The organism is Pseudomonas sp. GM30, from assembly GCF_000282275.2.
Taxonomy (GTDB): Bacteria; Pseudomonadota; Gammaproteobacteria; order Pseudomonadales; family Pseudomonadaceae; genus Aquipseudomonas.
On the sequence record NZ_AKJP02000027.1, the window covers coordinates 355872 to 369535 of the forward strand.

Genomic DNA, 13664 nt, shown 5'->3' on the forward strand with positions numbered 1-13664 from the left:
GCCAGCTCCCACAGGTTTTGCGTGTTCACATCCTTTGTGTCCGACACAAATCTCTGTGGGAGCTGGCTTGCCAGCGATGGGGCCTTATCAAACGCCGACGATATCCGCGCCTTTAATGGTCTGACTACGCTGCCCCGAAGCCCCAACCGGCACCTCCCCCTTGAGCGTCACCCGCCGCACGATGCGATCCTGAGTGCCGTAATCATCAATCGCGTAATGCTGAGTCGAACGGTTATCCCAGATCGCCACATCACCGGCCTTCCAGCGCCAGCGCACGGTGTTTTCCTGACGGATCACATGGCTCTGCAACAGGCCGAACAAGTGCGCCGAATCGGCTTGCGAATAACCCTTGATACGTTTGACGAAGTGCCCCAGCAACAAGCTCTTCTCGCCGCTGATCGGGTGCACGCGGACCACCGGATGCTCGGTCTCGTAGACGGTCGAGGTGAAGATCTTGCGATAGCGTTCAAGCTTCTCTGCCGAGACGTCCGGCTTGGCCCCGGCGTAGTCGTATTCGTTGCTGTGCACGGCGACCAGTTTGTCCGCCAGTTCGCGCAGCTCCGTAGGCAGTTCGTTGTAGGCGGTCGCGGTGTTGGCCCACAGGGTGTCGCCACCAAAGGCCGGGGCCACTACCGAGCGCAGGATCGAGGCTTTCGGGTAGGCGTCGACGAAGGTCACGTCGGTGTGCCAGGAGTTGGCGCGCTGGCCCTCGGCACCGTCCAGCTCCAGCAGATATCGGGTGCCCTCGCGCACCGGCACGGTGGGATGCGCCACCGGCTCGCCGAGCAGATGGGCGAAGGCTTCCTGGCGCTGATCGTCGAGCTGGGTCTGCTCGCGGAAGAACACCACCTTGTACTGGATCAGCGCCTGCTGAATGGCTTCGACCGTGGCGGCGTCCAGTTCACCGGACAGGTGCACGCCACGAATCTCGGCGCCGATACGGCCGGCCACCGGGTGAATTTCCAGCGCGTGGACAGCGGGTTTTACAGCGAGTGCGGCATTGCTCATGGGTAGACCCTCATCGACTGCTTGCGGTTGGGCGGCAGCGAAGCATCGCTCTATCTATATTCCATTTACATCTAATAGATATTCACATGCTTCGTTGACGGAATAAGAGCTTGCATTTAAAACCTCAAGCAACCCTCGTCGCAAATGCCTTCGAGCTATTTTTAGGATGCCGGAAAAGCATATGGATCTTCGCCAGTTGCGCTACTTCATCGCCCTCAACGAACACCGCAGTTTTGTCCGCGCGGCAGACGCGATGGGCATCACTCAACCGGCGTTCAGCCGCAGCATTCAAGGGCTGGAGCAAGAGTTCGGCTGCGTGCTGGTGGATCGCGGCAACAAGGATCTGCGCCCGACGCCAGAAGGCCAGGTGGTGCTGCAACACGCGCTGACCCTGGTGCAAGGCGCGGCGCTGCTCAGCGCGGAAGTGACGCAGATGACCAAGCTCGATGCCGGTGAACTGCACTTCGGCTGCGGCCCGGCACCGGCAGTGAAACTGGTGCCGGACGCGGTGGCGCAATTCATCAACGCGCACCCGAAAGTGCGCACCTGTTTTCAGGTGGATAACTGGGAAAAACTCAGCCGCGCACTGAGCCGCGAAGAGATCGAATTCTTCATCGCCGACATCCGCCATTTTGAGGCCGATCCGAACTTCCAGACCCAGGCCCTGACACCCAAGCGCGGGGTGTTTTTCTGCCGCCCCGGGCATCCGTTGCTGGCCAAGGAAAGTCTGTCGACCAACGACATGTTCGACTATCCGCTGGCGACCACGCTGATCCCGCCGGGGATCCGCAAACTGCTGGCGAACCTCAGCGGCCGGATCGATTTTTCGCCGACCATCGAGACCGAGCATTTCCCGGCGCTGGTGAAAGTGGTGCTGCAATCCAACGCGATTGGCGTGGGCACGGAGGAGGCATTCGTCGAGGACATTGCCCAGGGTTCGCTGGCGCTGCTGCACTGGCGCAACCTGCCGCAGAATCTGGAGAGCATGAATGCGCGCTGCGGGATCGTCAGCCGTACCGGGTTTCGCTTGTCGCCGGCAGCAAGAGCGATGATCGAGACGTTGGTGGCGGTGGATAAGCAGACAATCAGCGTCGCTGTTTGAAGATCAAAAGATCGCAGCCTTCGGCAGCTCCTACAGGGGAATGGGTTCTCCTGCAGGAACTGCCGAAGGCTGCGATCTTGTGCTGTTAAAGCTTGGCCGCCGCCAGTTCAGGCGCCACCCAATCGCTGACCTTGAACGGCTTGCGAATCAGCTTCTGCTGCGCCGCCAGATCCACTGAATCCTGCAATTTGCCGAGGAACACCGGGTCCAGCGTCGATGGGAACACTTCGCTGAGTTTCTGATCCTGCAGGTCCTGGGTCAGGATCACCGGTGGATAACTCGCCAGCCCCGACACCAATTGCACGTAAGCGTCTTTGTTGCTGTCCTGGGTCAGCCACTCCACGGCTTGCTGCTGCGCCTTGAGCAGTTTCGCCACCACTTCCGGATGCCCGTCGACAAACTTGCCGGTGCCGACCAGCACTGACTGCACACTGCCGGCGCCGCCCAGATCCTTGGTGTTGAGTGGCAACTCCGCCAGCCCTTTGGCTTGCAGCGCCGTCAGCCCTGAGCTGCCCCACGACGCGTCGATCTGCTTGGCCGCCAATGCCGCGACCGCGCCGCTGAAGTCGAGGTTGATCACTTTCAGATCCTTCTCGCTCAAGCCTTGACTGGCCAGCGCCGCATCAAACGACAGCTGCGTGGCGGTGCCACGGAAGATCGCCACGCGCTTGCCTTTCAGATCCTGCAGGGTCTTGATCCCCGACCCCGGCACCACGCCCAGATATTGCTTCACCCCACGCGCACTGGCGCTGAGTAGCCGCGTGTCGAGGCCATTGGACTTACCGATGATCGCCGCGAGGTCGCCCAGATACGCCAGATCGACCTGACCGTTGGCAAACGCCTCGTTGATCACCGGGCCGGCGCCTTTGAAGAAGCTCCACTGAATCTTGACGCCCTGATCGGCGAAGGCTTTTTCGAAGATCTGCTGGTCACGCAGCACGTCCACCACACCGCCGCCGCTGTGCTGGGTGCCGGCGCTCAGGTCGGGGACGGCGATCCTGATTTCCTTGAGTTCATCGGCCTGCGCGGTAAAGGCCAGCAGCCCCGCCAGCGCCGGGATGGCAAACAGGTTGAAGACTCGTTTGAAGGGAAGGTTCATGGGTGCGGCTCCTTGATCACGACGGGCGTTGAGGAACCGAAAGTAGGCCGAAGCACGACCTTCGCTTAAATACTATAAATGCACATTTTTATAGCTTTTCACGCTAAGCGAGAAGCCACGCGGCTTGCAGCGGCGTATGCATTAACAGCATCGAAAATATTCTTCGAATGCATTGGATGCGCGATGCGCTGGAAGCCTTAAATGGCGCTGCTTATCTCCAAATTCAATATTTTAGATATCGCTTATAACAATTTGTTTATAGCTAATACCGCTAGAGATCGCAGCCTTCGGCAGCTCCTACAGGGGCGAATTCACGGATGCGTCCCCCTGTAGGAGCTGCCGAAGGCTGCGATCTTTTGATCCTGCTCCCGATCCAACCCGACAACGGAGGTCACCCATGGCCCGTGATTCCCTGCTCAGCCTGCCGCTGCCCGCGCCGCCCCTGAAAAGTCGGCGGCAGTGGCCCAGCCTGAATCAACGCCTGTTGCCCTGGTTGCTGCCAGTCAGCCTGTTCGTGCTGTGGTGGCTGGCCGCGCGCAATCAGTGGATGAGCGAACAGATCCTGCCAGCGCCATCGCTGGTGTGGAACAGCGCCATCGAATTGGCCCATGGCGAGCTGTGGAGTCATTTGTGGATCAGCCTGCAACGCCTGCTCTGGGGCCTGCTCGCCGGGATTTCGGCGGGGGCGGTGCTCGGCGCGGCTCTGGGATTCAGTCGGCGTCTGGAACGTTTGATTTTCCCGACGTTCGCCGGTTTGGCACAGGTGCCGACACTGGCGTGGATTCCGCTGTTCATGGTGTTTTTCGGCATTGGCGAAGTGTTGAAACTGGTGGTGCTGATCAAGGCCATCGTGGTCCCGGTGACGCTGCACACCCTGGTCGGCGTTCGTGATGCGCAACCGAAACTGCGTGAAGCCGCCGCCGTGTTGCGCCTGCCGCCCTACCTGTTGATCCGACGTCTGGTGTTGCCCGCCGCACTGCCGGCGTTCATGGCCGGCGTGCGTCTGGCCCTGGCCGCTGGCTGGACTTCCTTGCTGGCGGTGGAGCTGCTGGCGTCCAGCGAAGGCATCGGCTACCTGATGGTCTGGGCGCGGCAATTGTTCATGCTCGACATCGTGTTCGTGTGCATCGCCGTCATCGGCCTGCTCGGCGTGGCGATGGATCGCGGTATCGGTTGGCTCGACCGCAAACTGGTGCACTGGCCGCACCCGGCGACTGCGGAAATCCGCCGTGGCCCGCGATATGAAGGCTGGCAGCGAGTGCAACCGTGGCTGGTGCCGCTGGGCGTGATCGGTTTGTGGCAGGTGGCGAGCGATCAGCAATGGATCGACGCCAATATCCTGGTCAGCCCGCTGGCAGTCTTGCAAACGGCAAAAAACGGTCTGCTCGATGGCACGCTGATCAGCGGCATGGCCCTGAGCCTCGGCCGCACCCTTGGCGGTCTGTTACTGGGTGGCGGCTTCGGTTTCACCCTTGGCTTGCTGCTGGGTCTGTCGAAGATCAGCGAACGGCTGCTCGGCCCGACCCTCGCCGCCATTCGCCAGATTGCGATTTTCGCCTGGGTGCCACTGCTCACCGCGTGGTTCGGTCTGGGTGAATTATCGAAGTGGGTATTCGTCGCCCTCGCCGCGTTCTTTCCGTTGTTCATCGCCACTCAGCGCAGCGTCGCCAACCTCTCGCCACAACTCAACGAAGCCGCGCAGGTGCTGCGCCTGAGCCTCGGTCAGCGCCTGCGCCGTCTGGTGCTGCCGGGTGCGGCGCCGGGGATTTTCGCCGGGCTCAGGCTGAGCCTGATCTACGCCTGGCTCGGCACCATCGGCGCCGAATATTTCATGCCGTCCAACGGCGGCATCGGCAGTCAGATGATCGGCGCCCAACAACTGCTGCGCATGGACCTGATCATGGCCGGGATGCTGCTGGTCGGCCTCACCGGCGCCCTGCTCAACCTCATCGGCCAACGCCTGGAAATTCGCGCCACTCGCTGGAGACACGCATGAACGCACCGATTGTCAGCTTCACCCACGTAGGCAAATCCTTCGACGTCGACGGTTTCGAACTGGAGGCGATTCGCGAATTCAACCTCGACATCGCCGAGGGCGAATTTGTCGCCATCGTCGGGTCTAGCGGTTGCGGCAAATCCACCTTGCTGCGTTTGCTGGTGGGTCTGGATACGCAGTTTCGCGGGCAGATCAGCGTCGATGGCAAAGCCGTCAGCGGCATCGGCGGCGAGCGTGGCATCGTGTTTCAGGAGCATCGTCTGTTTCCGTGGCTGACCGTGGCCGACAACATCGGTCTGGGCCTGGTCAACGAGCCGCTGAGCAATGCCGAAAAGCAGCAGCGCATCAACGATTTCATCGATCTGGTCGGCCTGCGCGATTTCACCCGCGCCTATCCGCATCAGCTCTCCGGTGGCATGGCCCAGCGCGTGGCGATTGCTCGCGGACTGGTCGCCAGTCCACGGATTCTGCTGCTCGACGAACCGTTCGGCGCGCTCGATGCACTGACCCGCCAGCAGATGCAGGACGAGCTGCTGGCGATCCGTGACCGGGCAAAAATCACCACGATCCTCGTCACCCATGACGTCGAAGAAGCGATCTTCCTCGCCGATCGCGTGGTGGTGATGGAGCCGCGTCCGGGACGGATCAAGCAAGTGGTCGACATCGCCTTGCCACACCCGCGTCAGCGCAGCAGTTTCGACTTCCATCAACTGCGCGAAGAGCTGCTGCACGAACTGACCAGTGACGACCATTATCAACCGAGCCTGCCGGTGCAGATCCGCGATCTGCCGCTGTCGTTCATTGCCTATTGAGAGGAGCTTTATCGATGCCGCAACGCCCCAACTTTCTGGTGATTCTGGCCGACGATCTCGGCTTCTCCGACCTCGGCGCCTTCGGTGGCGAAATTGCCACACCGAACCTGGATGCTCTGGCCAGCAACGGCCTGCGCCTGACCGATTTCCACACCGCACCGACCTGCTCGCCAACCCGTTCGATGCTGCTGACCGGCACCGATCACCACATCGCCGGCATCGGCACCATGGCCGAAGCGCTGACTCCGGAACTGATTGGCAAACCGGGTTACGAGGGTTATCTCAACGACCGCGTTGTGGCCCTGCCCGAGCTGCTGCGCGAGGCCGGTTACCAGACGTTGATGAGCGGCAAATGGCACCTCGGCCTGACGGCTGAACTGGCGCCGCAGGCCCGCGGTTTCGAGCGTTCGTTCTCGTTGCTGCCGGGTGCGGCCAACCACTATGGTTTCGAGCCGACTTACGATGAACACACCCCTGGCCTGCTGAAATCGACTCCGGCGCTGTACATCGAAGACGACACCTTTATCGATGAGCTGCCCAAGGATTTCTACTCGTCGGATGCCTTCGGCGACAAGCTGCTGCAGTATCTCAAGGAGCGCGATCAGAGCCGGCCATTCTTCGCTTATCTGCCGTTCTCCGCACCGCACTGGCCGTTGCAGGCACCGGCCGACATCGTCGAAAAATACCGTGGCCGTTACGACGCCGGTCCCGAAGTCTTGCGTCTCGAACGCCTGGAGAAACTCAAGACGCTGGGCCTGATCGAGCCGGATGTCGAGCCGCATCCACTGATTCAACTGAATGCGCAATGGACTGCGCTGCGCGCTGAGCAACGGCAGATTTCCGCGCGGGCGATGGAGGTCTACGCGGCGATGGTCGAGCGCATGGACTGGAACATCGGCCGGGTGGTCGATTACCTGCGCCAGCAGGGGCAGCTCGATAACACCTTCATCCTGTTCATGTCCGACAACGGCGCCGAGGGCGCGCTGCTGGAGGCGTTTCCCAAGTTCGGCCCGGAACTGCTGACCTACCTGAATCAGCATTACGACAACAGCCTCGACAACATCGGCCGCGCCAATTCCTACGTCTGGTACGGGCCGAGCTGGGCGCAGGTGGCGACCGCGCCGTCACGACTGTTCAAGGCGTTTACCACCGAAGGCGGGATCCGTGTGCCGGCGTTGCTGCACTACCCGCAACTGCCAATCAAAGGGCAGATCAGCCATGGCTTCGGCACGGTGATGGACATCACCCCGACCATTCTCGATCTGGCGGGTGTGCGCCATCCGGGCAAACAGTGGCACGGCAAACCGGTGGCGCCGCTGCGCGGTAAATCATGGCTGGGTTTTTTGTCTGGCGAGACGGCGCAGGTGCATGACGAGCACACCGTTACTGGCTGGGAATTGTTCGGGCGCCGGGCAATTCGTCAGGGGTCGTGGAAAGCAGTGTGGATCCCCGGGCCGGTGGGTCCGGCGACGTGGCAGCTTTATGACTTGAGCAGTGATCCGGGGGAAATTCATGATCTGGCGGCGAGTCAGCCGGACAAGCTCAGCGCGTTGATCGGGCATTGGCAGCAGTATGTGGAGGAGACCGGGGTGATTTTGAGTGCTTCGCCGTTTCAGCCGGACTGAGGTCGTCTGATAAACCGCTATCGCTGGCAAGCCAGCTCCCACAAGGTTCAATGTCGTTCACAAACCCTTCGAATGACACAAAACCTGTGGGAGCTGGCTTGCCAGCGAAGAGGCCCTCAAACCACCCATCAAGCCCGGGCAGTGCGCACCTCTTCCTGCACCAATTCATCCTTGCGAACAAACCGGTTCGCCCGCCCAAACGTGCCGAAATCATTGAACCGCACGCCCATCTCGCGCATCACCTTGTGCGCCACCGGCACGGTCAGCTGGCGAATGTAAAACGGTTCCTTCACCACAAAATGATGAATCCCGTGACTGCTGCCGAAGTTGAAGCAGAACGCCTGCAGCGGCCACAACCACCACGGATTGAGCACTTGGCATTGCTGCAGCACGTTGCCCGCCTCGATGTCGCCGTAGTAATGCATGTTCGAGCTGATGAAGTGCAGGCAAAAGGTGCGCAGCACGTTCGGGCCAATGATCACCACCGCCGCGATATCGATCACCTGCATCACCGACAGCGTGGTCGCCGACCATTCAATCGGCGAACCCATGAGGTAGGCGATGCCATTCGCCGCATGAAAACCGAGAAACACATACCACGCGCCCCAATGTACCAGCGCCAGCGGCGCATAGACCTTCAGCGTGCGCTTGATGATGCTGAACTTGTGCGCCCAGGTCTTGGCTCGCAGCATGCGGATGAACGCCGACATCACGTTGTCGCCGACCATCAGCAAGCGCGCGAAACCCCAAGGCTCGCCGTTGGTGATCGCGCGTTCTTCCATGTCGGTTTCGGTGCCGGAGACCTTGTGGTGATTGAGGTGCAGATGACGACGGATCCACGGATTGATCGTGCTCGGCCGCGCCAGCCACACCAGGCCCATCATCAGGTTATGCGGCACGCGTTGTTTGCGGAAATACATGCTGTGGATCAGGTCGTGTTCCAGCTCATGGGTCAAGGAGGCGAAAAACGCATTCAGCAGCAGGCACACCCACCATGCCATGTGGCCCGTGATGTACAGCGCCGCCGAGCCGATCATCCCGGCCAAAGCAAAGGCCAGAATGCCCGCACCGAGGGCGTCCTGGTGCTGCAGGATCGGGTAGCGTTCGCGCAGCTCGACGCCTTTGGCCAGCACCACTTCGCGAATATGCGCTGATCGCTGGGCAGCATTGTGTCGCTGGGGACTTGCAGAAGTACGGTCCATGCTTCCATCCTCTGTTTATTGATGTTCGCATCCTGCCTTGCGAAAGCTTTATTGATGGTAGCCGTGAACGCCAACCTGTTGACCGGAAGCGCCAATCAGCATGAAGGAACCGACCTCGCTCGCCAGCTGGACCCGTGCCTTGCGCAAGCAACTCGATGCGCTGGGGCTGGACAGTCTCGGCCTGTGCCAACAGGCCGGGCTCGATCCGCAGTTGATGGACGACCCGAACGCGCGTTATCCGTTGTCCGGCACCACGCGCCTGTGGCAACTGGCGGTGCAGTTCAGCGGCGATCCGGCGATCGGCCTGCGGGTCTCGCGCTTCGTCAGCCCGACCACGTTCCATGCGCTCGGTTACGCGCTGGTGGCCAGCGGCAGCCTGCGCGAGGTGTTCGAGCGCATCGTGCGTTATCACCCGGTGGTCAGCGATGCGCTGGAACTGGAGCTGAGCCGCAGCGATGACCGCTATCTGTTTCGTCTGAAAATTCCGTCAGGCAATCCGGCGCCGGCCTTCGAAGCCATTGACGCGTTTGCCGCGATCTACGTACGTACCTGCCGCAATCGCCTGGGTCGCGATTACGCGCCGCTGGCGGTGTACCTGCGCCGCCCGGAACCGTCCGATGCGCATCAATGGCACAAGGTGTTCCGCGCCCCGGTGCATTTCTCCTGCGCCGAAGATCGCCTGGAATTCGCCCTCGCCGACTTCGACAGCCACCTCGACGACGCCAACCCGGAACTGGCCGAACACAACGAAGCGGTGCTCAAACGCACGATGGCCCAACTCCAACCGCTGACCTGGGAGCGCAAGGTGCGCGACGCCATCGAAGAACAACTGCCCGAAGGCGAACCCAGCGCCGAACGCATCGCCCAGGCCTTGCACCTGAGCCTGCGCAGCCTGCAACGGCATCTGGCGGATGAGGGCTGTCGCTTCGACACGCTGCTCAACGAGAGCCGCGAAAACCTCGCGCTGCTGCACCTGCGCGATCCGCAGTGTTCGTTGAGTGAAGTCAGTTACCTGCTGGGATTTGCCGACACCAGCAGCTTCAGCCGCGCGTTCAAGCGCTGGACCGGAATGACGCCGGGGCAGTTTCGCGATCAGCTGCGCTGAACATCAGCCCTTGATCAAGCTGCGTTGCAGGCCGGAAGTCCACTGTTCGATCATCGCCTCGCCCATTTCGGCAAACTCGGGACGCTTGCGACTGTATTCGGCCATTTCCTTCATCGCCATCTGCATGCCGTGAGCCACTTGTTGCAGTAATTCGTTGCAACGCGCCTCGGTCAGGTTGCATGCCGTACGACCGAACCGCACCAGCATCTTGTACTTGGGCCAGGCTTTTGAACCGCCCAGCAGCAGCGCCATGCTGTCGCTCTTGATATAAACCGACGTTGTGATGATGTCGTACGCCGGCGCGAGCCTGACGGATGACTGCTCTGCACAATCTTCGTAAAGCACGCCGAAGTTCTTCAGATGCGCATCACCGTTTTTCAGCCCCGCGGACAACGCGACAATCTTGAAAAACGCTTCCAGGGCAGAGCCCAGCAACTGCGGCGAAACGAATGCCTTGATCTGCCGCGCGGCACCTTCATAGGAACCGTCGTATTTGGCCTTCGACGGCCACCCGTTCAGTACACAGAAATCTTCGAAACCGAGGTACCCCGAATCGCTCAGGTCAAAACGCTCGACCACCAGAAATTTACCGCGCTCGCTGAGCTCGAATGTTGGCACTTCGAGGCCGCAGTGCTGCGCCGCCCGCATACAGAAATATTCGTTGGTTGCCAGCTGCGGATACTCTTCGGCGCGAAAGGCTTTGACCAGATGAGTCGCGCCCCGATGAGTCAGGCGATCAATCGCCGCAGCGCTGTCACGCACCAGCACTTTGGGCTGCACGCCAGACACTCCGGAATACTGACCGTAGGTCTGTAACAGATCTTCGAACAGCCCCTGAGCACCATCGTGCACCAGCAGATCGCTGAGGGATGTTGCCGGAGGCTGATCAGTCGCCGGTGCGCTGGCAATTGCCAGACGGCCGAGCTGATGAGGCCCGACGATAGCCAACAAAGCAAAATCATCGAAGCCACGCACGGCTTTACTGAAGCGTCGCATCAACTCCTCACGCAGCGCGCCTTCGGGCAGGTTCATCTCGAAGACGGGGTGAATGCCATGTTCCCAGCCATAGCTGTCCAGGCGAGTGGGCATCGTCAGCGATACCGCGTTGTCGGCGCTGGCATCTTCGCGATAACTGAACACACTGTCGTCGCGAACCTGCCCGCGCCCCAGCGTCCCGACCATCTGTTCACCCACACGGATGTGCAACCTGTCCGGCGTTTCAGTCATGGAAATTCACTTTTTGCAGAGTGTCGAGGGTTGGGCGATTGGACTTGCGGGGAACGGCAACCAGCTCGTAACCGAAGCCGTTGAGTATCGCCTCAACCTTGCGCAGGCCGATTTCAGAGACCGTGTTGTTTTCGATCCCCGAGATGGTGGCGCGGCTCATGCCGTATTGTTGAGCCAGTGCCTGCTGAGAGAGTTTGCGCGCCTTGCGCAAGCTTCTGATCACTTCGCCGATCTGTTCCATTGCGCAAACCTGCACTGTTTACGATGCATTTATAGATAAGTAAATGAAATGCATCACATGCGATGCACTAGTCACCAAACTCTAGCTGAGTTTCAGAATACTTGCACGGCGCATCATTGGCTCAGGACAAAACCCAACTCAAACACTGTGCCACTCGCATTACTGCTCACCCTGACCTGCCCGCCATGCAACAGCAGGATCGACTGCACAATCGCCAGCCCCAGCCCACCGGAATCCCCAGGCTGCGTCCGTGAAGGGTCGACGCGATAGAAGCGGTCGAACAGTTTGCCCAAATGTTCAGGCGCGATCACCGGGCCGTGGTTGTGTACCTGTAACCAGCACACGCCCGGCTCATCGTGGCGGCGCAGGCTGATCAGCGTGCCTTCATCGGCGTGGCGCACCGCGTTGGCCAACAGATTACCGAGGGCGCGTTGCAGCAGTTGCTGGTCGGCCAGCAGTTCGCCGTGCAGCGCATTTTCCAGACGGACATTGCGGTCGTCCGCCAGCGCTTCGAAGTAATCGCACAATTCATTGCCGACCTCGTGCAATTCCAGCGTGCGCAAGTCGAGCGCGCGCTCCGCCTGTTCGGCGCGGGCAAGGAACATCAGGTTCTCGGCCATGCGTTTGAGGCGTTCGAACTCTTCCATATTCGAGGCCAGCAATTCCTGATACTCCGCCGTGCTGCGCGGGTGATTCAGCGCCTGGCCGTTGCTGGCGAGCAAGGTGTGCAGCGGGGTGCGGATCTCGTGCGCCAGATCGGCAGAAAACTGCGACAGCCGCTGCACGCTGTCGTCCAGCCGCGCGAGCATGCCGTTGAGCGCCTGCACCGGTTCGAGCAGTTCGGCGGGGGTGCCGCTGGCGGGCAGACGCTGGTCGAGGCTGCGCAGATCAATACCGCGCACCGCCGCGCTTAACTGGCGCAGCGGTTGCAGCCCCCGGCGCAGCAGAACCCGGCCCAGCGCGAACGCCAGCAACGCTCCAAGCCCGACGGCCAGATACAGGCGCAAGCGATAACTGGCGAGCATCTGATCACGTTCGATCAGCACCTTGCCGGCGATCACCGTCAGCGGTTCGCCGTTCGGCCCTTGGGCTTCACCGGCCAGCAGCGCCAGCTCGGCACCGTCCGGCGCTGGCCAGGTCAGTACATCGCGGCGCTGTGGCATTTGCTCGTGTGCGATTGCGTTCAATGGCGGCAGCTCACGCTGATGCGGATTGATCGCGATCACATTCGAGCCATCGGCGCGGCGCACCAGCAGCAGGCTGTCGAGATTGCCGAGCATGTTCTGGTACAGGCGTGGACGCGCCTGCAAGGCGTCGAGGCTGTCGCTGTCAGCAAGTAACGCGCGCACCTGCTCGAGTCGACCGAGCAGGGCCAGGTCATCGCGGTAAGCGATCTCCGATGCCAGCGACCGATAAAGGAACACGCCAATCGCACTGAGCACCAACGCGCAGACCACGGCGAACGCCAGCGCCAGACGCCAGGCGATCGACCTAGACCGCATTGTCGGGCGCCTCCAGTTGATAACCGACCCCGCGCACGGTGTGGATCAGTTTCGGCATGTACGGATCATCGACCTTGGCCCGCAGGCGGCGCACCGCGACTTCAACCATATTGGTATCGCTGTCGAAATTGAGGTTCCACACCTGCGAGGCGATCAGCGTGCGCGACAGCACTTCGCCCTGACGGCTGGCGAGCAATTGCAGCAGGGCAAATTCCTTGTTGGTCAGGGCAATGCGCTGACCGCCGCGACTGACCCGACGCCGCAGCACGTCGATTTCCAGGTCGGCGATGCTGTAGGACTCGGCCTCGCGCAGCGGCCCACGCCGCAGCAACGTGCGCACCCGCGCGAGCAGTTCGGCGAAGGCGAAGGGTTTGAGCAGATAGTCGTCGGCACCGAGTTCGAGGCCGCGCACGCGGTCTTCGATGGCATCCTTGGCGGTGAGGAACAGCACCGGCGTGGCGCCGCGCTGGCGAATCAGTTGCAGCAGTTGCCAGCCATTGAGGCCCGGCAGCATCACGTCGAGGATGATCAGGTCGTAGGCCTGCTGCTCGATGAAATAGCGCCCATCGAGGCCATTGAGTGCCACGTCCACGGCGAAACCCGATTCGCCCAGGCCCTTGGCCAGGAAATTCGCGGTTTTGGCTTCATCTTCTACGACCAGCAAACGCATGGCACACCTCGATTGATCAGGCACACAGGCTAGGCGCCTTCGGCCCGGTTGCCCATTACAAACTTGTAATCCGGC

The 13664-nt window shown here is 61.1% G+C and carries 12 protein-coding genes; 5 read left to right on the forward strand and 7 right to left on the reverse strand.

Features of this window, described 5'->3' with window-relative positions:
* Nucleotides 1-87 precede the first annotated feature (87 nt).
* A complete protein-coding gene (locus PMI25_RS19445) occupies nt 88-1008 on the reverse strand; it encodes a TauD/TfdA dioxygenase family protein (protein WP_007963459.1) in 921 nt (306 codons plus the stop codon).
* Between the two features lie 181 nt (nt 1009-1189).
* On the opposite strand from PMI25_RS19445, the gene PMI25_RS19450 reads away from it, so the two are divergent.
* Nucleotides 1190-2110 carry a LysR family transcriptional regulator gene (locus tag PMI25_RS19450; protein WP_007963461.1) on the forward strand — a complete coding sequence of 307 codons (921 nt, stop codon included), beginning with the start codon at nt 1190-1192 and terminating at the stop codon, nt 2108-2110.
* Between the two features lie 85 nt (nt 2111-2195).
* Here PMI25_RS19450 and PMI25_RS19455 read toward each other — a convergent pair whose 3' ends face one another.
* Complete coding sequence (locus PMI25_RS19455) at nt 2196-3209, reverse strand: ABC transporter substrate-binding protein (RefSeq protein WP_007963463.1); 1014 nt, start codon at nt 3207-3209, stop codon at nt 2196-2198.
* Between the two features lie 397 nt (nt 3210-3606).
* Here PMI25_RS19455 and PMI25_RS19460 point away from each other — a divergent pair, with 397 nt between their 5' ends.
* Genes PMI25_RS19460 through PMI25_RS19470 form a run of 3 tightly spaced genes read left to right on the forward strand, consistent with a single transcriptional unit; the run spans nt 3607 to nt 7642 of the window.
* Nucleotides 3607-5205 (forward strand): ABC transporter permease, encoded by a 1599-nt coding sequence (locus PMI25_RS19460; protein WP_007963465.1) that lies wholly within the window; start codon nt 3607-3609, stop codon nt 5203-5205.
* Complete coding sequence (locus tag PMI25_RS19465; RefSeq protein ID WP_007963466.1) at nt 5202-6017, forward strand: ABC transporter ATP-binding protein; 816 nt, start codon at nt 5202-5204, stop codon at nt 6015-6017. Before PMI25_RS19460 ends, PMI25_RS19465 begins: the two co-directional genes overlap by 4 nt.
* A 14-nt stretch (nt 6018-6031) precedes the next feature.
* Nucleotides 6032-7642, forward strand: a complete 1611-nt coding sequence (locus PMI25_RS19470) for an arylsulfatase (protein WP_007963468.1) — start codon at nt 6032-6034, stop codon at nt 7640-7642.
* 128 nt (nt 7643-7770) lie between these two features.
* Here the strand turns inward: PMI25_RS19470 and PMI25_RS19475 are convergent, their stop codons facing one another.
* A complete protein-coding gene (locus tag PMI25_RS19475; protein WP_007963470.1) occupies nt 7771-8844 on the reverse strand; it encodes a fatty acid desaturase in 1074 nt (357 codons plus the stop codon).
* A 100-nt stretch (nt 8845-8944) separates the two neighbouring features.
* On the opposite strand from PMI25_RS19475, the gene PMI25_RS19480 reads away from it, so the two are divergent.
* The gene (locus tag PMI25_RS19480; RefSeq protein WP_007963478.1) at nt 8945-9949 is read left to right on the forward strand and encodes an AraC family transcriptional regulator; all 1005 of its coding nucleotides are present in this window, start codon (nt 8945-8947) and stop codon (nt 9947-9949) included.
* A gap of 3 nt (nt 9950-9952) precedes the next feature.
* On the opposite strand, the gene PMI25_RS19485 is transcribed toward PMI25_RS19480, so the two are convergent.
* The 4 genes from PMI25_RS19485 to PMI25_RS19500 all read right to left on the reverse strand — a co-directional run bounded on the left by PMI25_RS19485 (nt 9953) and on the right by PMI25_RS19500 (nt 13589).
* Entirely contained in the window at nt 9953-11176 is a 1224-nt protein-coding gene (locus tag PMI25_RS19485; protein ID WP_007963481.1) for a type II toxin-antitoxin system HipA family toxin, read from the reverse strand.
* Nucleotides 11169-11417, reverse strand: a complete 249-nt coding sequence (locus PMI25_RS19490; protein WP_007963482.1) for a helix-turn-helix domain-containing protein — start codon at nt 11415-11417, stop codon at nt 11169-11171. Before PMI25_RS19490 ends, PMI25_RS19485 begins: the two co-directional genes overlap by 8 nt.
* A 113-nt stretch (nt 11418-11530) precedes the next feature.
* Entirely contained in the window at nt 11531-12919 is a 1389-nt protein-coding gene (locus tag PMI25_RS19495) for a heavy metal sensor histidine kinase (protein ID WP_007963483.1), read from the reverse strand.
* The gene (locus PMI25_RS19500; protein WP_007963484.1) at nt 12909-13589 is read right to left on the reverse strand and encodes a heavy metal response regulator transcription factor; all 681 of its coding nucleotides are present in this window, start codon (nt 13587-13589) and stop codon (nt 12909-12911) included. The genes PMI25_RS19495 and PMI25_RS19500 overlap by 11 nt, the downstream gene beginning before the upstream one ends.
* Between the last annotated feature and the right edge of the window lie 75 nt (nt 13590-13664).